This window comes from Paenibacillus solisilvae (assembly GCF_042656405.1).
GTDB classification, from domain to species: domain Bacteria; phylum Bacillota; class Bacilli; order Paenibacillales; family Paenibacillaceae; genus Paenibacillus_Z; species Paenibacillus_Z solisilvae.
Genome location: NZ_JBHSOW010000047.1, coordinates 133050 through 156418, shown reverse-complemented (window position 1 = coordinate 156418; position 23369 = coordinate 133050). Strand labels below are relative to the sequence as shown.

Annotated in this window: 26 protein-coding genes; 17 read left to right on the top strand and 9 right to left on the bottom strand. The window is 47.6% G+C overall.

The window, feature by feature from the left end; all coding sequences use genetic code 11:
* Positions 1 to 189 precede the first annotated feature (189 nt).
* Positions 190 to 798, bottom strand: a complete 609-nt coding sequence (locus tag ACFPYJ_RS14520; RefSeq protein WP_379188866.1) for a biotin transporter BioY — start codon at positions 796 to 798, stop codon at positions 190 to 192.
* Between the two features lie 135 nt (positions 799 to 933).
* Between ACFPYJ_RS14520 and ACFPYJ_RS14515 the strand changes: the two genes are divergently transcribed.
* The 5 genes from ACFPYJ_RS14515 (at position 934) to ACFPYJ_RS14495 (ending at position 5841) form a co-directional block, all read left to right on the top strand.
* Entirely contained in the window at positions 934 to 1782 is an 849-nt protein-coding gene (locus tag ACFPYJ_RS14515; RefSeq protein ID WP_379188865.1) for an energy-coupling factor ABC transporter ATP-binding protein, read from the top strand.
* On the top strand, positions 1775 to 3553 hold the full coding sequence (locus ACFPYJ_RS14510) for an ATP-binding cassette domain-containing protein (protein ID WP_379188864.1): 1779 nt from the start codon (positions 1775 to 1777) through the stop codon (positions 3551 to 3553). The genes ACFPYJ_RS14515 and ACFPYJ_RS14510 overlap by 8 nt, the downstream gene beginning before the upstream one ends.
* A gap of 199 nt (positions 3554 to 3752) precedes the next feature.
* On the top strand, positions 3753 to 4382 hold the full coding sequence (locus ACFPYJ_RS14505) for a hypothetical protein (RefSeq protein WP_379188863.1): 630 nt from the start codon (positions 3753 to 3755) through the stop codon (positions 4380 to 4382).
* A gap of 250 nt (positions 4383 to 4632) precedes the next feature.
* Positions 4633 to 4767, top strand: a complete 135-nt coding sequence (locus ACFPYJ_RS14500; RefSeq protein WP_379188862.1) for a hypothetical protein — start codon at positions 4633 to 4635, stop codon at positions 4765 to 4767.
* A 45-nt stretch (positions 4768 to 4812) separates the two neighbouring features.
* Entirely contained in the window at positions 4813 to 5841 is a 1029-nt protein-coding gene (locus ACFPYJ_RS14495) for a M42 family metallopeptidase (RefSeq protein ID WP_379188877.1), read from the top strand.
* Between the two features lie 374 nt (positions 5842 to 6215).
* On the opposite strand, the gene ACFPYJ_RS14490 is transcribed toward ACFPYJ_RS14495, so the two are convergent.
* The gene (locus ACFPYJ_RS14490) at positions 6216 to 7250 is read right to left on the bottom strand and encodes a LacI family DNA-binding transcriptional regulator (RefSeq protein ID WP_379188861.1); all 1035 of its coding nucleotides are present in this window, start codon (positions 7248 to 7250) and stop codon (positions 6216 to 6218) included.
* Positions 7251 to 7691: 441 nt separating this feature from the next.
* Between ACFPYJ_RS14490 and ACFPYJ_RS14485 the strand changes: the two genes are divergently transcribed.
* Entirely contained in the window at positions 7692 to 7871 is a 180-nt protein-coding gene (locus tag ACFPYJ_RS14485) for a hypothetical protein (RefSeq protein WP_379188860.1), read from the top strand.
* A 94-nt stretch (positions 7872 to 7965) separates the two neighbouring features.
* Here the strand turns inward: ACFPYJ_RS14485 and ACFPYJ_RS14480 are convergent, their stop codons facing one another.
* Positions 7966 to 8340, bottom strand: a complete 375-nt coding sequence (locus ACFPYJ_RS14480) for a c-type cytochrome (RefSeq protein ID WP_379188859.1) — start codon at positions 8338 to 8340, stop codon at positions 7966 to 7968.
* A 341-nt stretch (positions 8341 to 8681) separates the two neighbouring features.
* On the opposite strand from ACFPYJ_RS14480, the gene tatC reads away from it, so the two are divergent.
* A complete protein-coding gene (gene tatC, locus ACFPYJ_RS14475) occupies positions 8682 to 9419 on the top strand; it encodes a twin-arginine translocase subunit TatC (protein WP_379188858.1) in 738 nt (245 codons plus the stop codon).
* A 24-nt stretch (positions 9420 to 9443) separates the two neighbouring features.
* Positions 9444 to 9650: a twin-arginine translocase TatA/TatE family subunit gene (locus ACFPYJ_RS14470; protein ID WP_379188857.1), complete on the top strand. Its 207-nt coding sequence runs from the start codon at positions 9444 to 9446 to the stop codon at positions 9648 to 9650.
* 128 nt (positions 9651 to 9778) lie between these two features.
* On the opposite strand, the gene ACFPYJ_RS14465 is transcribed toward ACFPYJ_RS14470, so the two are convergent.
* Both ACFPYJ_RS14465 and ACFPYJ_RS14460 read right to left on the bottom strand, forming a co-directional pair.
* The gene (locus tag ACFPYJ_RS14465) at positions 9779 to 11494 is read right to left on the bottom strand and encodes a GMC family oxidoreductase (RefSeq protein WP_379188856.1); all 1716 of its coding nucleotides are present in this window, start codon (positions 11492 to 11494) and stop codon (positions 9779 to 9781) included.
* 17 nt (positions 11495 to 11511) lie between these two features.
* Positions 11512 to 12291: a gluconate 2-dehydrogenase subunit 3 family protein gene (locus ACFPYJ_RS14460; protein WP_379188855.1), complete on the bottom strand. Its 780-nt coding sequence runs from the start codon at positions 12289 to 12291 to the stop codon at positions 11512 to 11514.
* Positions 12292 to 12416: 125 nt separating this feature from the next.
* On the opposite strand from ACFPYJ_RS14460, the gene ACFPYJ_RS14455 reads away from it, so the two are divergent.
* Both ACFPYJ_RS14455 and ACFPYJ_RS14450 read left to right on the top strand, forming a co-directional pair.
* The gene (locus ACFPYJ_RS14455) at positions 12417 to 13112 is read left to right on the top strand and encodes a hypothetical protein (RefSeq protein ID WP_379188854.1); all 696 of its coding nucleotides are present in this window, start codon (positions 12417 to 12419) and stop codon (positions 13110 to 13112) included.
* A gap of 125 nt (positions 13113 to 13237) precedes the next feature.
* A complete protein-coding gene (locus ACFPYJ_RS14450) occupies positions 13238 to 13621 on the top strand; it encodes a RidA family protein (RefSeq protein WP_379188876.1) in 384 nt (127 codons plus the stop codon).
* Here the strand turns inward: ACFPYJ_RS14450 and mraY are convergent.
* Positions 13613 to 14566: a phospho-N-acetylmuramoyl-pentapeptide-transferase gene (mraY, locus tag ACFPYJ_RS14445; protein WP_379188853.1), complete on the bottom strand. Its 954-nt coding sequence runs from the start codon at positions 14564 to 14566 to the stop codon at positions 13613 to 13615. The two genes, ACFPYJ_RS14450 and mraY, sit on opposite strands and share 9 nt — an antisense overlap.
* A 161-nt stretch (positions 14567 to 14727) precedes the next feature.
* Between mraY and ACFPYJ_RS14440 the strand changes: the two genes are divergently transcribed.
* From ACFPYJ_RS14440 to ACFPYJ_RS14430, 3 genes are read left to right on the top strand one after another with little or no spacing between them, the layout of a single operon-like run.
* Entirely contained in the window at positions 14728 to 15513 is a 786-nt protein-coding gene (locus ACFPYJ_RS14440; protein WP_379188852.1) for a GNAT family N-acetyltransferase, read from the top strand.
* A gap of 58 nt (positions 15514 to 15571) precedes the next feature.
* Positions 15572 to 16285 carry an ABC transporter ATP-binding protein gene (locus ACFPYJ_RS14435; RefSeq protein WP_379188851.1) on the top strand — a complete coding sequence of 238 codons (714 nt, stop codon included), beginning with the start codon at positions 15572 to 15574 and terminating at the stop codon, positions 16283 to 16285.
* Positions 16286 to 16312: 27 nt separating this feature from the next.
* Positions 16313 to 17056: an ABC transporter permease gene (locus tag ACFPYJ_RS14430; RefSeq protein WP_379188850.1), complete on the top strand. Its 744-nt coding sequence runs from the start codon at positions 16313 to 16315 to the stop codon at positions 17054 to 17056.
* 229 nt (positions 17057 to 17285) lie between these two features.
* Here the strand turns inward: ACFPYJ_RS14430 and ACFPYJ_RS14425 are convergent, their stop codons facing one another.
* Positions 17286 to 18242 (bottom strand): DMT family transporter, encoded by a 957-nt coding sequence (locus tag ACFPYJ_RS14425; RefSeq protein WP_379188849.1) that lies wholly within the window; start codon positions 18240 to 18242, stop codon positions 17286 to 17288.
* 272 nt (positions 18243 to 18514) lie between these two features.
* On the opposite strand from ACFPYJ_RS14425, the gene ACFPYJ_RS14420 reads away from it, so the two are divergent.
* A complete protein-coding gene (locus ACFPYJ_RS14420; RefSeq protein WP_379188848.1) occupies positions 18515 to 19333 on the top strand; it encodes an MBL fold metallo-hydrolase in 819 nt (272 codons plus the stop codon).
* Positions 19334 to 19506: 173 nt separating this feature from the next.
* Positions 19507 to 19962 carry an N-acetyltransferase gene (locus ACFPYJ_RS14415; RefSeq protein WP_379188847.1) on the top strand — a complete coding sequence of 152 codons (456 nt, stop codon included), beginning with the start codon at positions 19507 to 19509 and terminating at the stop codon, positions 19960 to 19962.
* On the opposite strand, the gene ACFPYJ_RS14410 is transcribed toward ACFPYJ_RS14415, so the two are convergent.
* Entirely contained in the window at positions 19959 to 20207 is a 249-nt protein-coding gene (locus tag ACFPYJ_RS14410; RefSeq protein WP_379188846.1) for a hypothetical protein, read from the bottom strand. The two genes, ACFPYJ_RS14415 and ACFPYJ_RS14410, sit on opposite strands and share 4 nt — an antisense overlap.
* Positions 20208 to 20428: 221 nt before the next feature.
* Entirely contained in the window at positions 20429 to 21547 is a 1119-nt protein-coding gene (locus tag ACFPYJ_RS14405; RefSeq protein WP_379188845.1) for an acyltransferase, read from the bottom strand.
* A gap of 224 nt (positions 21548 to 21771) precedes the next feature.
* Here ACFPYJ_RS14405 and ACFPYJ_RS14400 point away from each other — a divergent pair, with 224 nt between their 5' ends.
* Together ACFPYJ_RS14400 and ACFPYJ_RS14395 are read left to right on the top strand one after the other, a co-directional pair.
* Positions 21772 to 22059 (top strand): HesB/YadR/YfhF family protein, encoded by a 288-nt coding sequence (locus ACFPYJ_RS14400; RefSeq protein WP_379188844.1) that lies wholly within the window; start codon positions 21772 to 21774, stop codon positions 22057 to 22059.
* Positions 22060 to 22244: 185 nt separating this feature from the next.
* Positions 22245 to 23327, top strand: a complete 1083-nt coding sequence (locus ACFPYJ_RS14395) for a D-alanine--D-alanine ligase (protein WP_379188843.1) — start codon at positions 22245 to 22247, stop codon at positions 23325 to 23327.
* Positions 23328 to 23369 lie beyond the last annotated feature (42 nt).

Genomic DNA, 23369 nt, shown 5'->3' with positions numbered 1-23369 from the left:
AGGCACATCCCCTCAAAAAAATGAGGGGATGTGCCTTTTTATTCAGAAGGACTTTTTCAGTGGCCTCGCTTTTTTTATGCGGCTTTTTCACGTAAAAAACCCTCATCGAAGGACAACCTGAAGCCATCTTTGCAGACAGCTGTACGCTGGACGTTGTCAACGATGAGGGGGAAAATGCTGCTCTGCTGCCTATTTGAATCTAGGAAGCAGAGGGCGAAGGGTGCGGATAAGGAATACAGCGACGACTGCCTTGATTGTATCCCCTATGAGGAATGGATAGCAGCCTGCTTTAAGTGCAGCCGACATTGACATATGCGCTTTATGCGCGAGCCATGGAACACCGCCAACATAGGCTAATAGAACACCAAAAACGATTATACCAATGAAAAGAATGAAGAAAGAATTCGTGGATAATGTCTTCTTATTGCGGAACAGATGGTCGCTTACGAGACCGATAAACAGCGCTTCAATCGGGAACATCCAGATATAGCCGCCTGTAAATCCGAGCAATAAGGAGAGTCCGCTGGTGCCGCTGATTAAGGGAAGGCCGAAACCGCTTAGAATAACAACGATCATAATACTCCAAAATCCATAAGTTGCTCCCAGAAGACCGCCGGCAAGCATGATGGCTAAAGTTTGCATTGTAATTGGAACACTCGTGAATCCGAGGGGTACTTTAATCCAGCTGAATGCGACGAACAGGGCTGCGAACAAAGCGGTAAATACGATCCCTCGGATCCAGTATACTGAATTTGTTTGCGAAGCTGCGGATACTACGGGTGGAGTGGGTGTTTCCATTGTCAAATCCCCTTTTACATGGTATCTTAGTAAAAAATTAATGTTAACCACAAACTGTATTTATTGGTTAACATATCGAATTTTATCATGGGTCTTAAAGTTTGGGAAGAGGTAATTTACAAGGAGACTAAACAAATGAGCAGGTTTGAAATCTCCCGGTTATCCGTTTCGGGCGCATCAGGTGAAGAGAATGAATCATCGCCTGCCCGGCTTAAAGATATAGATTTGAACTTATCGCCAGGTGAATGGGTAACGGTCGTCGGCGTCAACGGCAGCGGAAAAACGACATTAGCCAGAATCCTTGCCGGGTTAACCGTTGAAGGAGCGACCGGATTTATAAACCGCGGTTTTGCAGGCAGCAGGCCTGCACCTTACGTCATGCAGCAGCCTGATGCCCAATTATTTGGCGAAACGCCGCGGGAAGAGATTATTTTCGCCTTAGAATGGCTGCAATATCCTGCGGAATCTATAACGGATAAGGCTGATTCGGTTCTTGAGATGACAGGATTAATGCCTGTCGCAGATTTCCCGTGGGAGCGGTTATCCGGCGGGCAGCGGCAGCTTGCAGCTATTGCTGCTGCAACTGCGGGGGAAGTGCCGCTGCTTGTGTTCGATGAAGCGACATCCATGCTCGATGATGAGTCCCGCCTGCGGGTTCACGGCATGGCAAGTGAGCTTCAGAAGCGGGGGACAGCGGTTGTCTGGGTTACTCAACGTCTCGATGAGCTCGAGCGTTCTTCAAGAATCGTCGCATTAACTGACGGGAAAATCGTTTTTGACGGCAGGAGCGAGCATTTTCTATATGGGGATCTGCCCAGCGGTAATCTCGCAGACCTGCCAAAGGAAACCCCTTGTGAAGAATGCGGCCTCCGCTTACCGTACTTAGCTTCACTGGCAATAGAAATGTATCGAAATGGGCAGCTGCAGCCGCCATTTCCGGTATCTATGGCAGAATGGCGAAAGGCGCTGGATTTAGATGATTAAGCAGGAAGGTTCGTTACATATTAGCGGATGGAAGCGAGTTATAGAACCTGGCGCTGAGGCTGACCGCAAGGCTTCCGCTGCAGAGATTTCACCGGAGATCTTGCTGAACCAAGGGAGCATTTATGTCCTTATGGGCCCAAACGGTGCCGGCAAAACCCGTTTAATGGAGATGGCAGCAGGCTTAAGGAATACGGATGAGAACATCGAGATTTCTTACGGAGCTGAGAAAGTGTGGATTCCTAGAGCTCTCGGAGCCCGCAGACGCAACAAGGCTGCACTGCTTGCATACAGCTATTCCTGCCAGTCACCCGAGGAGCAGTTATTCGCCCGCACGGTTGAGGGTGAACTGAAATATGTGCTTCAGCCGTATGAATTGCAAGGACAAGAGGCTTATAACAGAATGGTGCAGGCTTTGGCTGCAGTCGGATGGGATGCCTCCTGGCTCACGCGTGATCCGTATCAGATGAGCGGGGGCGAGCGCAGAAGAACAGCGCTGGCCAGCTTGTTCGTAACGCCTGCAGATTGGCTGCTGCTGGATGAACCGACGGCTGGATTAGATGCCGGAGGTCACAGCTTGCTTGGCCGGAAGTTAAAGCAATGCGCAGCCGCGGGACAGGGCGTACTGCTCATTTCACATGAAAGTGATTGGGCGCTTCCTCTCGCTGATTCCGTTCTATTGATGCAAGCGGACGGTTCAATCCGGATTTGCAGCCCGGAGCAGCTGCTGGCACACCCGGAATGGCTCAAACAAGCTGGAATGAGGGTGCCTAATTGGCTCCAATTGGCACATGGCTTATGGAAGAGAGGTATCGCTGCCGAACAAGTATGGAAGCCAGCGGAGCTCGCGCAGGGGATCGGAATGCGGAAGAGCTCCTCTTCGAGCGCTGTACCGGCAGCTCGTTATACCAGCATGGCTGTAACCGCACCCGCCACAAACTCCGCCGCGATTGAGGTTAATGAAGCATTCACCCGAGTACAGGGAGAAGCTGCCGCCCGGGCGGATCGGGATCATTTCGATGCTAGAGCTCCGCATGTGCCGCCTATCGCTTTATTTGATCCGCGGGCTGTCTGGGTTTCCTACATCTTGTTGTCATCCAGCATGTTTCTACAGCAAACTTGGTCTGGCATTGCGCTTATTGCGGTGTTAACTATCCTTATCATTTTAATTGGCCGCATTCAACTGCAGCGCTGGCGGGGACCGATCATGGCTTTGAGTTTTTTTACGGGAATGATTGCAGTCTTTGCAGGTTTCACCGCTGAGGGGGATCACCGTCTTTGGAACATGGGTGCCTTTCTGCTGTCACTTCGTTCACTCTCGAAACCATGGTTCGCTATGCTGATCGGATTTGCAATTCCGCTTGCGGTAACGCCGCTGCGTCTTAGGCGGTCTTTAGAGCAAATATTGTCCGTGGGCGGCAAAGTTCCTCCGCTTGCAATGAGGATAATCTTGACGATAACGCTTCTTCTGCGGTTTGTGCCTGTACTGCTCGCGGAGTGGGAGCGTTTCTCCCGGGTTTCGATTGCAAGGGGCAAGGTCATCCGTAAGAGTTCAGGGGGCATGATCAGCAAGCTGAGGGATATCGCAATTCCATTCATGCTGTCGCTTTTTCGGCTCGGCGATAATGTGGCTAATGCGCTTGAGAGCAGGGGGGTAGGTTTACACCGGAGTCCAACTTTAATGAAAAGCGAGCTGTGGCGGCCCCGGGATTCCTTGTTGATTGTTTCAAGCGGCGTTATATTCTGCCTGCTGTATTGGTGGTCCAAACGTTGATGAAGGGTCAGTCTCATCATAATAAACTTCGTGTAAGGAAAGCTTAAGAGGAAGCTGTTATTCACTTCGCAATTATTGCAAGGCGGCTAACCTTGGTCATGCCTTACTGTCATCAAGAAAAGTCAAATTTGGATGTTTGAATCTGAGACTTTTTCTTTGCGGTAAGTAATGTTATGATAATGACGGGTGAAAACAAACAATGACAAATAACAACGTAACCAATGATGAGCAAGAAGTACAACAGCCGACAGAAGAAGAAATTCAGAGGTTAATCGGAGCTCTTCATAACAATGCCATTCACGCATTGTCCTCGATGTTTGAGGGGGACGAGGTGGACGGTCAAGTGTTAAATCATGAGCTGTATGGTCCGATTTTCACTTTCAGGATTCAGGTAAAAGAGAGCGGAAATGCTTACGCATCCGGGTTCTTCATGCGTGAATTGCTGGACAAGTTCCAGAATAACGCTGATCCGGCCATTTGGCTTGCTTCCTTTTTCTATGACCTTATGAAGGGGGAAGGCAGTAAGCTGCTCCCTCAGCCTCCGCAATCGGAAGACGAAGCAAAAGCGTTAATCGATAGTACAATTGTACCGCATTGCGCCAAATCCATTCGTGAAGAATTTGATCAAGAAAATGTTTACGTCGATTTGGACTTTCATGAACAGCATGGTCCTGTGCTTGAAGCCGGTTTTACGGCGATTAAGGACGGTAATAATGTCTGTGCATTGCCGCTTCACATTTTGATTTCGCACTATTTACTTAATCGTGATCCTGCAGAGCCGATCATTCAAGGACTTTACAAAATTCGTGAGGATCATGGACTCGAATAGAGGACAAGCTTGGCGCGGATTAAATCGTCTTCTTACACCATACTAAGGGAGAGCCTGAGCGATCAGGCTTTTTTCCGTTACCGTCATCTTAACTAAATTGTAACAACTGTTATGCATCTGTCCGCTATGTCGTGGTACGATAATCATGTTTCAACCACGAAAGTTGAGTGAAGACGGCAAGAGATTTAGGCTCTGCGAATCGATCTTTTTATTTAAGCATACAGAGAAAGAGCAAGGGAGGGGATTTGAAATGGGTGTACCTACTGGTGTGTGGGTTGTGGCAGGTGTTATTGTCGTAATTATCACGTGGATGACGATTTGGGTAACAAATAAGGCTTATTCCAAGAGATGGGAAGATCACGAGCATCGAATTGATAAGGAGTGATGTAAATTGGCGGACACTCTAAGCTCGAAGCTGGATCGCGAATATATGATTCGCATCCTGAAGCTGCTGCTTCAAACCCCGAGTCCAAGCGGCTATTGCATGCAAATTATGAGCTTAATCTCGGAGGAAGCGGCTAAGCTTGGCTATCAAGTGGAGCTGACTCCCAAAGGCAATGGAATCATTACTATTCAAGGAACGGATTTCAGCTCGAAGGATGTCATTGGACTATCCGCTCATGTGGATACACTAGGTGCGATGGTTCGTTCGATTAAGTCCAGCGGAACGGTGCGTTTTACGCCGATTGGCGGCTATGCGATGCAAAGCGTGGAAAATGAATATTGCCTGATCCACACCCGTGACGGCAGAAGCTACGAAGGGACGGTTCTGACCACCAAACCGTCTGTGCACGTTTATTCCGATGCGCGTGATTGGAAACGGGAAGAAGCCAATATGGAGATTCGCATTGATGAGCTCGTCCGATCAAAGGAGGATACTCTAGGCCTTGGTATCGGAGTTGGAGATTTCATCTCATGGGATCCGCGTACTCGTGTACTTCAGAATGGCTGGATCAAGTCACGGCATCTGGATGATAAAGCAAGCGTGGCTGCTTTGTTCGGCTTGTTGGAATGGATCAAGCGAAGCGGGACCGTCCCTACTCGCACTATAAAGCTGATTATCTCGACTTATGAAGAGGTTGGGCACGGAGCGTCACATATTCCGCCTGACATCACAGAGCTTATTGCAGTGGATATGGGAGCGATCGGGGATGATTTATCGACGACCGAGCATGATGTCTCCATCTGTGCGAAGGATTCCTCCGGGCCTTACGACTATAAGATGACTTCAAAGCTGATTGAGCTTGCAAAGCGTGAGAACATTCCGCATGCAGTTGATATTTACCCTCATTATGGGTCGGATGCAACAGCCGCCCTTCGGGGAGGAAGCAGCATTCGCGCTGCGCTAATTGGTCCAGGTGTACATGCGTCTCACAGTATGGAACGGACTCATATCGATGCAATTGTGAATACGGCTGTGTTACTGCTTGCATATGTACGGGATCAACCGTCAGAATAACTCAAGTGTGCTTGAATTGATAAGGAATGTAACAGCCCTTTCTGCCTGTAATTGCCGGCAGGGAGGGCTTCTTCGTGCGCGGGTAAACGTCGTGGATTACCGCAAATACTTTTACATCGATCTGGGTCATCGGCTTTCTGGCATTTACACTTTACCCGCTCTATTCCAGCTTTAAGATCAGTATAACAACCGCTAAAGTGAGCGATCTCCTGTACAGGGAGTTCGCTGGTATTACCCATTACAAGGAAGTCGTTAAGTCGTTCACGGAGCCAGATAATCAAATCATGGGCTTCATTCGTTGAAGAAAAAACCCTCCTGCTCCATACGCTGCCAAGCAGCAGCGATGTATGGGGCAGGAGGGATTTACTGGGAAACTATTCCGGATTCAGAACGCTGCCGCAGCTTCGGCGAATGACGATATCCGAAGGAATGATAATATTCTGTGTTTGACGTTCCTTTCTGCGTCCAATGGCTTGGAGCAGCAGTTTGGCAGCTTCTCTTCCGATCCGATACAGATCGGTACGAATCGATGTAATATCATGAAGTTCAGCGAGCTGCGAATTCTCAAAGCTGACAATGGCAATGTCTTCCGGCACCAGAATGCCATTTTCCTGTGCATATTGCAGCATCCCGACAGCTTGGATATCCCGGCCGGCAACGACTGCGGTAGGAGGCTCCTTCAGCTTCAAGAAAGTTTCGAGTGCGCTGTAGCCGCTGGCCTCACGATTATCACCCAAGTAGAAATAATGCTCATTGTAACGGATATTATGATCCCTAAGTGCTTCCTGATAACCTTCAAAGCGGTCTCCAGCAACCAAATAATTAAGCGGGCCCGGGCTAATAAATCCAATATTCTTATGTCCGAGTTTAATAAGATGGACGGTGTTACGGTAACCGGCATCGAAGTTATCGATATCGACAATATCGATCGGCTCATTATCGAAGAAACGTCCCATGAACACGAACGGGAATTTTTGCTTAATGAGCTCATAAATCGGCTTGAAATTATGCGTCGGATTAAAGAAGAGAATACCGTCAATCGCCTTCTTATTCACCAAGGACATGATCTTCGCATCAGTCTCGCTTCCAGGCTGTTCCCAGGCAAGCAGCAAATTATAATCCTTCTCATCAATTGATTCGCCGATTCCCTGCAGCATATCATTAATTAAATTGTTGCCGTGAAAGGTGAAGATATTGGACTTGGGATGCGGCACGTAGAGACAGATATTATTAGTCATTCGCGTTACGAGTCCGCGGGCTGCGCTGCTGGGGTGATAATTCAGCCGCTCAATGACTTCCATGATCCGTTTCTTCGTTTCCGGTGCTACGGGACCTGTTCCGTTAATGGCAAAAGAAACCGTTGAAATGCTGACCTGCGCCTCACGGGCTATATCTTTAATGGTTGCCATACGATTACCCTCACTTGGTTGATTTCGTATTCTCAAAACGTTTTGTTTGGTTCTTTGTTAGTCTTTCTATTTATATCATTTTTTCCACAATTGCGATAGTTCCGGGAATCAGCTGGAGCTTAGTGTTTCAAGACAATCGCTCGGCAAAGATAATCCTCAGGCGCAAGGACTATCTTTGCAGTTCCATTGGGCGGATAACATGCAGCAGCTTCAGGATATTACGGAGTTTTTCCTGAATGGGGATTCGGATCCGAACCGCCGGGCGAATTTCCAGATCCATACGAATTAGCAGCATGTGAGCAGTAAATAACCTGCCGGTTGATCGCAATGATGTCTAGCGGATTAGAAGCCGTCTTATGCCTATCACAAGGCAGGACGGCTTTTCTTCATTCATCGATGGAGACAAAACTTTTCCTGCCGTAATGATTGGCGGCGGGAGACATGAACGTCATTCTGACCGTGGATCTAATCACAGCTGCAAAAACAAATTTACGCTCAGCAGCAGCTGATTGGTTTGTGTGGGGGATGAATGATTCGTTTATTTATGGGGGCATTGCCGGGATTATTGCCGGATTATCCGCTATGCTGCTGCTGCCGCGTCAGGGACGAAAGCGCTCCTAAAGTTGTCTGAGCTTATTCTGTAATAATGGGAAGGGGCTGAGCTTAAGTCATCTTGAATGACTCATGCTCAGCCCCTTCACAATTACGTATCGGTTTACTTCTTGGAAGCTAACCAATTGGTTAGTGCAGTGATTTCATCCTCAGACAGAGTTCCTTTGTAAGCCGGCATTCCGCCTCCGCCGTTATGGATTTGAGTCGAAATTTGCTCTGCAGTTAGGCTGCCGCCTATCTTCTGGAGGTTAGGGCCGACGCCTCCGCTCAGATCCGCGGCATGACATCCAACGCATTGAGCCTTATAAGTGGCTTCTGCATTGGCGGCGTTTGTTGTGTTCCCCGCATTACCATTCGTACCCGTGTTGTTCGCAGGTGCCGGCGCATTCGTGTTATTCTTGTTATTCCCCCCGCATCCAGCGGCAATCACAATAAATGCCGTCACAAGAAGAAACAAGGGAAGCAGACGCTTTTTCATTTTTTGTCCTCCTAAAAGTTTTTGCGGGGCTCTGCCTGGACGTACCGGATAACGGTAGTCACAGCAAAAACTCGCTTCGAAGGGGTTCTGCCTAGACGTACCTGATAACGGTAGGTCTCGGCAAAAACTAGCTTCGAAAGGGCTCTGTTTTACAGCCGCTGGTTCAGCTAATCCGGTTCTGACTCTGTATAAGATTTCCCTATTTTCTTAACCGCATGCATAGCGAGGTTAAACCTTGTTCTTGCGAATAAATGAGGAGTGAATGGTTATAGTAAGGGTATCCCGCAGATGAAAATGTTGGGAGATTTTGTTTCAATTTTTGGTGGAGGCAGGCTAGAATTATGGACAATAGCGAGGATCTTGTTCGCCATTTGACCGAGCTTCGAAAACGGCTCATCTATGTGGCAGGCTGGTTTGCAGTAACCATGTGCGGAGGGCTGTATGTTTCGCCTTCAATCCTGAGATTTATTAAATCCAGGCCGGGCACGGCGCCTATTGAATGGAATGTCTTCTCGTTTACCGACGGGCTGTTCATTTATCTCCGCTGTGCATGCTTGTTTGCTGTATTGTTTACGCTTCCGCTTCTTTTGTATCAGGTGTGGGCTTTCATTCGTCCAGGATTAACCGAGAGTGAGGCAAAAGGGACATTATCGTATGTGCCAATCTCATTTTTGTTGTTTCTCGGGGGGATCGCCTTCAGTTATTTTCTGGTATTCCCGATGATGCTGCGGTTTATGGAACAGATGAACCAGAGCATAGGAGCTGTTGAAACCTATGGCATCGACCGATATTTTTCGTTCCTGTTCAATGTGGTGTTCCCGCTTGGAGTCGCATTTGAAATGCCGCTTATTATTTTGTTCTTAACCAGACTGGGACTGCTGAATCCAAGCCGCCTGCGGAGTACGCGAAAGTATGCTTATGTCGGACTTGCCGTCGTCGGCTCCTGCATTTCACCGCCGGATTTTGTTAGCCATCTATCTGTGACCGTTCCGCTGATTATTCTCTTTGAGCTTAGCGTCCTCATTTCTGTGAGATATTATCATAGACGAGGAATGGCAGCCGTTCCAACGACGAATTAACATAACGAAAAGGAGATTGAAACCATGTTCAATAATATTGGGATTTCCGGGCTTGTAATCATTCTGCTCATCGCTCTGATCGTCTTCGGTCCAGCGAAGCTTCCTCAGCTTGGCAGAGCCTTCGGCGATACACTTCGTGAGTTCCGCAATTCCACTAAGGGTATTGCGGACGATGATGAACCGGATAACAGCAAGGTTATTGTGAAAGAAGAGCAGCCGAAGCTGCTTTGATTCAATCCTGCAGAAAACAAAAGGAGCTGTTCCTTGGTCTTCGATGACCTTGGAACAGCTCCTTTTTGCATGCAGCAAAAAGCTCTCCCACCATTTCAAGCCGGGAGAGCGCAGGCTAAGGTGCGAAGTTATACTAACGATCCGCCCTTTTGGCGGTATGTAAGAATACCTTCTGCCGCACGATAGGCGAGTGCGCCTACGGTGCCAGTCGGGTTGTAACCAGCATTTTGGGGGAAGGAGCTTGCGCCGACGACGAACAGATTGTCGTAATCCCACATTTGTGAAAAGGTATTGACTGCGGATGTTTCCGGTTTCGAGCCCATGATTACGCCTCCTGTATTATGGGTGGATTGGTAGGTGACGATGTCGTAGGGTCCAAGCTCCTTAAGCGGATCTACGCGGTCGGCTCCCATTTCTTTAAGGATTTCCGCTGATTTACTTGCCAAGAATACAGCAAGCTCCCGGTCCTGCTCTTCAAAGTCGAAGGTCAACCGCATCAAAGGATCTCCATAGGCATCCTTATAAGTGGGATCCAGGTCCAGATAATGATGCTTGAACGACATCGATGACCCTTGCCCGCCGACAGATATAACGCGATTGGCATATTTCAGCGAATTGGTTTTAAATTCGGCGCCCCAAGTAGCCGTTCCACCCGGGATTGGATTGTTCAGAATGGGCCTTTGTCCAGTCTGACTGATCGATATAGAGCCGCCATGCAGGAATTTCAAGTCCGAATGATCAAAATTATCGCCATTGTAATCATCCAGGTTAACGCCAAGCGCTCCGGCTCCGGCAAAATTATTGAACTGCTGCTTCTCGAAGAAACCGACCGCATTCCCTTTAATGACTTGATAAGCGTAATTTCGCCCGATGACTCCAGTACCTGTTGCCGGATTATATGGTTTACCTATACCAGACATGAGAAGAAGCCGTACATTGTTGAATACATAGCTGGTAACAACGACGATATCCGCAGGCTGTTCGATTTCCTCGCCGGTTGTAACATCGGTGTACAAAACCCCGGTTGCCTTGCTGCCGTTATGCAAAATACGTCTGACCTGTGAATGCGTGCGAATTTCGAATTTGCCTGATTTCTTCGCTACAGGGATGACGGTAACGACAGGATCCGCCTTGGCTCCATATTCACAACCGAATCTCTCGCAATAGCCGCAGTACTGACAAGCTGCCCGAGAGATACCGTCGGGATTCGTATACTGCTCGGACAGGTTGGCGGAAGGCTGCATATAAGGGTGGAGGTTCAGCTTCTTGGCCGAGTCGACAAACATTTGCATCGCCGGTGATTTCTTCATCGGCGGTGTTGGATAGGGGCTGGAGCGTTTGCCTCCGAGCGGGTTCGGTTCACCGGAAATGCCGGCTGTTTTCTCGAATTTGTCGTAATAAGGCTCTATTTGATCGTAGGTAATGCCCCAGTCTTGAATGGTCATACCATCTGGGATTTTGTTTTTCCCGTAACGTTCAATCGTTTTGCTGCGAATTTCAAAATCATAAGGCAGGAAGCGGAAGGTTTGACCGTTCCAGTGCACCCCGGATCCGCCAAGACCATCACCGAGCAGGAAGGAGCCGTATTGACGCATCGGCAATGCCCGAATCTTCTCCGAGCTGCGGAAGGTTACGGTTTCCTTCGATAAATCCTGCATCAGATCGTACCGGACTCCATAGCGAAGCTCATCATGCACCATGAAATAGTCTTCGGTCTTACGCTCGCGGCCGCGTTCAAGCCCAACAACATTCAAGCCGCTCTTCGTCAGTTCAGCTGCTATGATGCCGCCAGCCCAGCCGACACCAACGATGACAACGTCTGTTTTCGGTAGTTTCTTCGCCATTACATTCCCTCGTTTCGCTAGTGGGTCTTCATATGCTCTTGCAGGCTGCTTGGGGCAATCTTGGTATAGGGCTTGTCGATAATGGACGCGTAGCTCATCTGATTGCCCGGGTAATCGCGTAATTTCCAGCCCTTCATATCGGCGTTCCCGCCATACAATGGATCACTGTAGGCTCCTTCAAGCGTGTTGGCTCTAAGCATCTTGAAGAATCCGCTCGGTGAAACCGTTGTGAGCTGCACTTCATCGGACTCGAAAGCTTTGAGCACCTCGTCCTGCTGTTCACCGGGTAACTCGGAGAAGTTTTCTTTATACTTTACTTGGCTGTAATTTTGCAGCTCTCTAAGCGCGATTTCGTATATTTCCTTCCGCTTCAACCGGCCTTGGTAGCCCTGCACTTTCTCTCCGGCATAGAAAGGAGGGGACATATATTCACGACCATTGAATCCATAATCGCCCGCCAGTTGATGGTCGATGAAGAACGCAACGCCTAATGCCCGCGCACCGGGTCCATTCGCATCTGAAGGGAAAATCCGCTCTGTCGCCGCATCGACAATACTGAATTGTTCGTTGGTAAAGAACATAAGCGCACGGTTGTAGTTGGCTGCTGCCGCCGGTTCTTTCGTCGGTGTCGGCGCAGGCTCCTCCGTCTTGGATTTCCTGCCGATCAAGCTTCCGAGAGCACCGCCGACAACAACGCCTCCGATCGCAAATCCGGTATTCACGAGAAATTTCCGTCTGGACGGCTCTGGGACATTCCCGCCTTGTTTATTCGAATTGCTGCTGTTATTGCTGGCCATTTGCTTCACCCCCTAGATGTATTCGCTGTTAGTATTTTTCCAAAAAAATACGTTTATACATTTCCGTGGAATGGACATCCTTTACGGTAGAAGAAAGGCTGCATACATGAACCGGAGGGATCGATATGAAAGCGTTAAATGTACTCTCGACATTAGCTATTAGTGTGTTTCTTATAGCGGGATGCCAAACAAATAATGATCACGGCCAAGTAAAGGTGAAATCCGTCATGCCGGGTCATTCACCCCGTCAGGAGATGAAACAGCTCATGGATCCCAGCGTTATTCCGAGCGTTGACCGGATTAAACGCCAAACGACCAATGAATATGGCACGACCACGTATGGGATGGGCAGCTCCGTATACAGCATGATCGGCAGCTCCGGGCTGCACAGCAATGGTCTATCGAATCATCTGGAGTCGCGTCTAAGCGGTAAAGGCATTGGGGATGTAAAAGTATTCGTATTCGATGATACGGTAATATTGGCTGCGAAGAAGCGGGCATTGACCGCTTCCCAATATGACGCCATGCAGGAGAAGGTGCTGAGTGGAACAAGCGGATTCTCGGGGAGAGGGAAAGAACCTAACACACGGGTAGGCACCTATGGAGCAGGTAATAAAAATTCTGATGATAACCTGGACATGGCTGCCAAGCATATCCAAGCTGTAATTGGCGGTCAAGTTCATATTTTGAAAATCGTCAGTCCAAAAGCAGTGGAAACGATCCTGCGCATGAGAAGCTATTCGGATAATCCGACTGCACACGCGAGCCAGTTTGCCAAAGGCATAAAGTCGCTGCTGGAGCTTGCATCGAAAAGCCAGTAATATAGCCCTGCATGAATGAAGACCCCCATTGTAACCTGAATGGGGGTCTTCATTTTGAACCAAAACGATTATAATGAGAGGATCAACTTTTATGTAAATAACGGAATGGAGTGCTGGTTGTGACAATGAACCGCAGACAGGTATTCACGGGATCACCATGGGAACAAAAGGTCGGATACTGCAGAGCGATTCGGGTAGGCAGCCGGATTGAAGTAGCCGGGACAACGGCAATGCGGGATGGACAAGTGATAGGCATGAATGACCCTTACGAACAAACGAAGTGTATTCTGCAAACCATCGAAAAGGCGCTGCATGAGTTAGATGCCAAATTGACGGATGTCGTCAGGACGAGAATGTTCGTGACGGACATATCCAGATGGGAAGAGATCGGCAGAGCGCATGGCGAGTTCTTCGGTTCCATCCAGCCTGCTGCAACGATGGTGGAGGTTAAAGCGTTAATCGATCCTCGTCTGATGGTCGAGATTGAAGCGGAAGCCATTTTAGAGTAAGAACCGCCAGATGAGCCAGCACAGAAGCACGCAAAACCATGAAGTGAAACCGAAGATGAGCACGATTTTATTCTCGCTCCAGCCGTATTTTAAGCTGAAATGATAATGGATGGGTGCCATACGGAATAAGCGCAGCTTCGTTTTTTTATAGTACCAGACCTGGAAGATAACTGAGAACTGTTCCGCAAGATAAACGAAGAACAGAAGGGGAATCAGGATCTCAACCTTCTCCAGTACAACTAAGAATGATAAGGTGCCGCCGATAGCCAGAGAGCCCGTATCCCCCATAAAGGCCCGGGCGGGATAGATGTTGTAGATGAACATGCCAAGAAGACAAGCAATCATGACCAAGGAGAACAGCTGTACCTCGACTCGCTGCGATATCAGGAAGAAGAAAAAATAAGAAGGTATTGCAACATTAATAAGCAGACCGTCCAAGCCATCTGTGAAATTAATGGCATTCGCCGAACCGACGATAAACAGCATCATGATAAGCATATAAATGATAATGGGCAGCTCGATGGAGAATCCGTTAAAGATCGTTATGGAGGAGCTTATCCGAAATTGACTGATCGCCGTATAAAGCAGGATGCCGGTGAAGCAAAACTGCAGCAGCAGCTTAGTTTTACCCGAGATTCCGGACGGGTTCTGAAAGGCGGCTTTCTTGAAATCATCCATGAATCCAATAGCGCTGAAGAGAATGAAGCAGGCCGCCAAGAATAGAGTCATTGGCTGTGGATGATAGGTAAGCGTTGCGATTACGCCGATGAGCAAGATAAGGCCGGCCATTAACGGAGTTCCGCGTTTGGCCTGATGATCAGGCGGCAGTTCGGGCCTTATGGGCTGGGTTAACTTCAACGTCCGCAGACCCCAGATGAGAACAGGCATAAGTGCAGCAACAATGAAAAAAGATAAACCCGAAACGCCTAATAGGGATAGGTTCATATCAACTCTCCATTTGATAGGGTAGTTATACTAGTCTAATCTATTTCCACTTGTCCCACAATATCCCTTTTTTTGTGATGAAGGTTGAAAGAAAGATCATTGGGTGGTATTATCATTCAATAATGTGTATATTTATACATTCATTGAATGGAGAAGATGCTATGACCGATTCGGGTAATCGAAGAATTGAAGAATATGCTCTCAATGGGTGGCCGGCGCTCAGGACGCTTCTGCTTGATGGCTGGCTGCTGCGGTTTGCTGAAGGTTACACCAAACGCTCGAACTCCATTAATCCGATCTATAAGGAAATTAAGCTTACGAGAGACATATGCGGCATGATCGATTATTGCGAGGAACAGTATGCAAAGGCTGCGTTAAACACGACTTTCAAAATCACGCCGTTTGCACCAGCTGATCTGGATCACATATTAGAAGCAGGAGGTTATGCGAAAGTTGAACCGTCCCATGTGAAAATTCTTGATGATTTCGGCAGCCTGAAGCTTCCCGATCTGACGGAAATCAAAATCGGCGAGCGGATAACGAATAAATGGCTGGATGTGCTTGCCGAACTGAACAGCCTTTCCGAGAAGAATAAAGCCGTTACTTATCAATTATTATCCGGCTCCCATTTAAAGCAGGGGTACTTCATTCTGTATAAGTATTCAATTCCGGTGGCTTGCGGCTTGGGCGTTATCGAAGATAATTATGTAGGCCTATATGATATTGTTACGTCACTTGGTCATCGTAATCAAGGATATGGGGAGCAGCTGATACTTCATATTCTAAACTGGGCGAAGATAAACGGAGCGGATAAGAGCTACCTGCTCGTCCTGCAGAATAACGCGGCAGCGAATTCCCTTTATAATAAAATAGGCTACAAGGAACGCTATACCTACTGGTATCGGGTAAAAGTGCCGGATACTCATTCATCTGAAACAGTTTTATAGTTGTGTGACGATGCTTAGATGTCATTATCAATGATTGATGAGGGGAGGTAACGCGAGGGTGGAGCCGCTTCTGCATTTCGAACGGATTTCCAAAACGATTAAAGGCAATCCCGACAGGCAGCTTTTCGGCCGGATTGAGGCAAATGTGATACGTTCAGATAAAATTGCTGTCATTGGCCCCTCCGGTCAAGGGAAAAGCACGCTGCTGCGCATTTTATCGCTTCTGGATCAGTATGATGAGGGTGAAATGTATTTACAAGGCCGTAAGGTAATGGAATGGCAGCCGAAGGCATGGAGGCAGAAGGTCTGTTATGTCGCACAGCAGCCTTTCATGCTGGAGGGCTCAGTCGAAGATAACCTGCGAATAGTCAGTAAACTCAGCGGCGCTGAATATGACAGTCAGACTGCTGAAGCTTTTCTTGCTAAGCTTGGACTTGCGGAATTGGACCTGTCCAAAAATGCTGCAAGTCTCTCCGGCGGAGAGAAACAGCGGATATCGCTAATCAGATCGCTGCTGCTGCGCCCAGAAATCTTGTTATTAGATGAAATAACTGCTTCTCTGGATAATCATCACAAACATGCTGTTGAACATGTATTAGCAAACTGGCAGCTAGAAGAAAATAGAGCATGTATTTGGATTACGCATGATATGGAGCAAGCTTCACGGTTTGCAAACCAGATGTGGTTGATGGAAGAAGGCCGTTTAACGATACATATGGATGTGCCTGCGTTCTTCTCGAACCGTCCGCTTAAATCGGCTCCAGAAGAGTAAAATGAATTCAAAAAAAGGAGCCGTTCGATGTCTGTTTTCGCTTTATCCATGACTCTTATCTTTGTTGCCTTTGCGGTATTTATTTCAATATGGCAGAAACTGGGTTTAGAAAAGGATCTTTTTATTGGGACCGTTCGTTCTGCTGTGCAGCTCTTATTGGTAGGCTACGTCCTTCAATATGTATTTCATTCAAACCAGCCGTTAATCGTTATCTTGATCCTGCTTATCATGACTGCAGTCGCTACATGGAATGTAAGCAGGCGGAATAAAAGTCTGAGTGGCGTTGGAATTCGGATCGGAGCGGCACTATGTACAACAGAAATTATTACGGTGGGATTGCTGCTCATTTTGAACATCATTCCGTTCACCTCTCAGTACATCATACCGATCAGCGGGATGACAATCGGTAACGCGATGGTCGTGGCAAGCCTCTATTTGAACCAGATGAGCCGTGAATTAACAGCTAACCGTGGAGAGGTTGAGACTCTCCTTGCTCTTGGGGCATCGGCAAGGCAAGCCGTTCATCCTCTGCTGAAGCGGGCAACAAAGTCCAGTATGATTCCTACGATAGACGGCATGAAGACGGTTGGGCTGGTACAGCTGCCAGGGATGATGACCGGCATGATCATTGCGGGGGCAAGTCCGCTGGAAGCAGTGAGATATCAAATTTTAATTGTATTCGCTTTTGCTTCATCGGCTGCGTTAACAAGCATCATGCTCAGCTTATTAACCTACCGCTTATGGTTCACGAAGCAAGATTCAGTGATCTAATAGTCTTCACTCCCTGTTCCATCATTCTCATCGTTGGCCAATACCGATGCCTAAACCGCCATAGTAGAACAGTACACTCATTGTCACCTGGTTCCCGTACTCTGGATTGTTGGATTAGGTCTGCTCTACCTCATATCCGGTTAATTTAATTTCAACCGTTCATTACGATAATTGGACAAAAAGGAGCTGCCGCGGCAGCTCCTTTTTGTCCTATTCATTAGCTTCCAAACTAAGCAACCGGAGATGATTCTTCTTGAATTACCGGAATCGGCTGCGTAATCGGAGGCTCTGCAGCAGGTGCTGACTTCTCTGCCGGCTGCTCGGATCGTAAATACAGAAGCAGCCCGACAATGACACAAGCGCCGCCGAGCAGCTGGAATCCCGTCACCATTTCATGAAAGAGCATCATCGCGAGAATGCTTGAGCCGATAGGTTCGGCTAACACGGACATCGAGATGGTCGTCGCCTGGACGTACTGCAGGAGCCAGTTGAATATCATATGTCCGAATACGGTCGGAATAATTGCAAGCAGCAGGAAAACGATCCATTCCTTCAGCGGATACTGCGTCATCTGTATGCCCACAGCGATATTGTAGAGCAAGAAACAAACAAAGGTAATTGCAAAAACAATCAAACTGTACAAATAAGAGGGGATACGGGTAAGTATCCGTTTGGCAATCAGCATGTTTACAGCAACTGCCAAGGCGCCAAGAAAAGAGAGCATATCCCCGTTAAATGCAGTCCTCGTAATGCCTATGTCACCCGAACCAACGAAAAAAGCGCCGATCAGCGCGATTGCCATGCCGGTGACCATAATTTTAGTCGGTCTGTCTCTAAAGACAAAGTAGGCGCCAACCATAACGAACACCGGTTCAAGCGATAAGATAATCGTCGAACTGGCAATGGACGTATAGTTCAGTGAAGCCATCCACAGAAGGAAGTGCAGCGCCAGAAAAATGCCGGCAGCAGCCAGCAGCAGCCAGTCTTTCTTCGTTATTGCACTAACGGAGCGAAGCTGGTTCACGCCGAATGGCAGCATTAGAATAACGGTAAAGAGCATGCGATACATCCCTTGGACGGATACGGGCGCATCTGAATAACGAACGAGAATGGGAGCAAAAGAGATGGCGATCATTCCAACAAGCAGCGGTATCATAGGCGAGATAGACAGAGATGGAGATTTCACGATAAAAGTCCCTTCATTTTAGCTGTAGCTAGCTCATTTTACAGCTGTTTCACTCAGAGATCAATATAACAAGCTGTTATGAGGCGGGGTTAATTTCTTCCGGGAGGCTGAAATTGTTCTTTCCACAATACATTCGCCTTCTATAAACGATTTCCTTTCAACATTGGCCAGAAGACGCATCGTCCGTTATACTATACCTATCATATTTTTGCTATATTATTTGAACGACCATTCACCTTGGGAAAATAAACGAAGTAGAGAGGGAGTTAAACATGCAGTATGCGCTTAGCGAGTATTCGTCCGTATTCATTCAGTACATCGGTCAGGTAGGTGTCATTTTACGCAAAAATGGCTTTAACGTCGCGATTGATCCTTATTTATCGGGTTCGGTTGATCAGCTTCCCACTTCGAATGATTTCTGGAGACGACGTTATTCGCCGCCGATTCAAGCGGAGACCTTAACCGATTTGAATGTCGTCCTCATCACGCATGAGCACTTGGATCATATGGATCCCGAAACCTTGAAGGTGATTGCTGCCGCTTCGCCGGCTTGTACCTTCGCAGGTCCGCGGGTATGTATGCCTCTGCTGGAGGAAATGGGGATTCCAACTGATCGACTGCATGCTCTAAAGGCAGGCGTGTCATTCAACTGTGAAGGGAAGCTGACGATTGACCCTATTCCGGCGTGGCATGAAGAGAGAGAAGTGGATGAAGAGGGCTGGGACCGCTATCTTGGCTACATGATGAAATGGGACGATATCGTCGTATATCATGCCGGAGATACCTTGATTAATGAAACCTTAATCGACATTCTGCACGGCTACAAGATTGACCTTGGATTTCTGCCCATTAACGGGCGGGACCTATTCCGTAACCGGCTCGGTATTGACGGCAACATGAATGCAAGGGAAGCAGCCGGCCTCGCTTGGGAGCTGCAGATGGGGACGGTCGTTCCGGTCCATTTCGATCTCTATCCGAACAATAGCGAAGGCATTGCCGGATTCGTGAATGAATGCTTGGAGCATTATCCAGGGCAAAAATATCATATCTTCCAGCCCGGCGAGAAATGGTTTTATATCAAAATGAACTGAAACTCAGGCTTACCCGGATGAAACCGGTAAGCAGAACAAGAGCAGCGGCGAGGCCATTTTCGGTCATCGCCGCTGCTTTTCTTTATCCTGCCTCACAACCATCGATCGTTCGGAATTTCTTGCGAATGCTTGAATATGATTACCGTAAACGTTGAATTGGGTGGTGTTGAAGCATGCAGGCTATCATCAACACGCAGGTTAATCTCATTCAAAAAGACGGATGTACCATACTCAAGGTTGTAGACACCAGGAATCAAAATGCACTGATCCTTTACTCAACCCGGCAGGGGTATGATATCTTTGCCAGAATTGTTTATCCGACCGGCGTATCGACCAAGAGATATCTCAATGACCTGGCGATGTTCGTGAAGAAAAAGCCGGGTGAGAATGCGTATAGCATCCTATATATTCGAATAATCGGGGACAAAATGAACAGCGGCTACGGCACCATCATGATGAATGAATTGCTTTCAATAGCCAGGGATAAGCAGATTGATTATATTGACGGCCACATGCAGGATGCCACAAGCCAAGAGCATGATTCCAGGCTGAGGCACTATTACACCAAATTCGGCTTTAGGATTGATGAGGAACGTAATTTATTGTGGAAGCGTGATCCTGACAGTTAGCCGGTTTGACAAGCAGGGAAGGGGAGAATATCGGCTATATCATTAAATGCATAGTGAAAAGTTGCGAACTGGGCGGCATAGAGGTATTGAATGAGAAATACCTGGCCTCCTTGAACGCTGCATAATACCCCCGAGACACCCTGACCGTTCTTTAAAGATAATCCGACTTGACGTCCGATTAGATTCATCGCTTTTTGCTGAACAGACGGAGCCGACTGACTTTGATTCGTATTCGGATTGAACATTTCATTCACTCCATTCACGTAAAATTAGGTAAAACTCCAGTTGTATGCCATCATTAGCTATTTGAGGATGTGGAAGCAGGCTGCACAGCTGCCCGCGAGCTCCTGGAACGCTGATAATCTTTAGGTGTGCGCTTCATTATTGTATGTATTTGGAGTACGTACGCGTGTCAAAAAAGCGCCGATTGCAGTCGGCGCTTTTGCTATGGTATTCAACTGTTTAATTACTTCCCTGTTCGTTTGGAGAGCTTTCTTAATAAGAAAGCAAGCAGGAGTGCGCCGGCCGCGCACAGCAGGAAGGCTGTAATCGTCCGCAGCGTAATAGAACCGTCCGGGAATAAGAAATCAGCAGCCCGCTCGGTATATCTCAATACATAAGCATGAGCCAGATAAGCCGTATACGAATAGGCGCCTGCTATCGTAATGATTTTACGAAGGCTGCCTGGGGCATTCCGGCTAAAGTTCATGGCAAATATATAGGTCGCCATGACAGATAGGGTAAGCAGGACTGCCATTTGAGGACGCAGCAGCGACAAATCGTCATACCGTATGGTGATTGTTGGTTGAAGTTTGAAATGTGCAGCAACAACGAATAACATCCCGCACAGCATAATCCCGTAGATACCGATAATCCAATAGCGGTAACGCAGCATCCATGTCCGCCACTGCTCCAAATACAAGCCTGCAGCAGCGCCTAAAGCAAAATAGAAGAAAAACATGAGGGCATTCCGATCCAAATATTTGGTGAAGAAACTGGACAGAACAGGAACGTCCAGTCTTAATGCCCATTGGTATAAGATACCCCATTGCTGCATCAGGAGCACATAGAGCACCCCTAAGACGACAACTGCAGCGGCGGCAATGGAGGCTCCCTTGGGCTTCCATTTCCTAATCACCCGCTGCAGGAGCGGAAACAACAGATAGAATTGGACGATCATAACAATATACCAGAGATGATAAGAAGCTTTGCCTGTGACGATCAGGAGTGCGAGCTTGGAGATGGAGCCGGCATCAGTCAAATTCAAATGCTGGAATACAATGGCATACCAGATCGCCCAGGGCAAATAAGGCAGTACAATATCTTTGAAGCGTTTACGAACGAAGAGGCTATAACGTACCTCGCCATCATAATTATAAAAGAGCACCAGTCCCGTAATAAACACAAATAGGGGAACGGCGAACTTCGAGAGCAGCAGGATTAGGCCAAGGATTACGCCATCAGCGAGTCCGGCCCCTGGAAGCGGAAAGTAGTGCGCTATGGAATGCTGCATGACGACAGCCAGAAACGCAAAACCCCGCAGCGTTTCAATTTCTTCGATTCTAGGTTTGTTCAGTTTATTCACTCTGATATCCTCACTAAGTTCTTTTACTTTGATTGCTGATAGGATAAGTTAATACAGTTCAGTCAATATACATTATTTTCTGGAGGATAACAATGGCGGAGACCAGGGCGTAACATTTCTTTTCAAATCATTCCAAATAGATTGAATATTCTGAAACTAAAATGATATGATAGATGTAGATGGATGCGCTTTCAATGATGAATATTGAAAGGGAGATGAAAGCGATGAGTATACATGTGGATCAGTCAGCTGCACAATGGTACAAGAGGGAAATGGCATTAGTGGAAGGCGACCACCTGCGGATTTTTGTCCGATTAGGCGGCTCAGGCAGCTTCCAGCCGGGCTTCTCCCTTGGAATTATGAAGGATTCTCCGCGCAAACCGGCATTCAAGCAAGTTGTTGAAGGCATTATTTTCTATCTGGAAGAAGACAATTTATGGTATTTAGAGAACAAAGAGCTCCGCATTCGCTTTGATGAGAAGATGGATGATATTTGGATGGAAGTCGTATAACAAATGCAGGTAAGGTGTAAGCCGTGGATGGTATCCACGGCTTTTTTAATGTTCCCAATAACCGTTTGAATTATTAAGAAACAGTTAGAAATCGTAATCTTTTCTTTAGCTTTAATTAGCAGCCCTGTTAGTTTTATTGGTTATCTTTAAGGAAGATAACCGTTGAACTTGGAGGCTGTTTGAATATGAAATATAACTTATACCTTCTATACGGAGGCAAATCCGTTGAGCATGAAATCTCATTAAAGACGGCCTTTACCGTCATACAGGCGCTTGATTACAGCAAATTTGACGTTTACCCCATCTATATTACAAGAGAAGGAATCTGGTGCAGCCAAGGTAAGCGGACTGAGGCGGTGGGTGACTTAAGCGAGTTGAAGCTTGAGCCGGCTTCACCGGATGAAACTGAGGCTTCTTCGTTAGGCCTGATTTTGTCCAAGCTGTTGTCGCTTAAGGAAGAGAAGGTTGTTATGCCTCTGCTTCATGGGACGAATGGGGAGGATGGAACCATTCAAGGTTTAATGGAGCTGCTCAACGTACCTTATGTCGGCAATGGTGTATTGTCTTCGGCTATGGCTCTTGATAAAGCTGTAACGAAAGCGATAATAGCACAAGCTGGAATTGCCCAAACCGGCCATCTTGTCGCATCCTTTACAGAGTGGCTGGAAGATAAGGAGGCGGTACTTGAAGATGTTGAAGTGAAGATTGGTTATCCATGTTATGTAAAGCCGGCATCCCTCGGATCGAGCATAGGGATCAGCAGGTGCGAGAATCAAGATGAATTACGCAACGGATTGGAAGCGGCTTATCGATTTGACCGTAAAATCGTCGTTGAGAAGGAAGTAAGAGGCCGGGAAATTCAAGTGGCTGTCAAGGGGAATGAGTATCCCCGCGCTTCAATGCCTGGAGAGTTTATTCAGGAAAAAGCATTCTTTGACTTCGACGCGAAATATATGGACGGCAAGCTGACGATGTCCATACCTGCTGAGATTCCGGCATCGTTAACGAAGCGCATTCAGGAGAACGCCGTTATCGCTTATCAAGCTTTGAACTGTTCGGGCTTGGCGCGGGTGGATTTCTTCATCACTCCGGAGGGACAGCTGTTTTTGAACGAAGTCAATACACTGCCAGGGTTCACGAACTTCAGTATGTACCCCCTAATGTGGGAGCGAACAGACGGTACAACCTATGCTGAACTCGTTGAGATGCTCATTGACTACGCCATCATGCGCCATGCGGAGAAACAATTGGTTCAGTATTCGATGTGATAACGGCTTGATTGCGAGTACAGCTTCATATTTGGGAGGGAA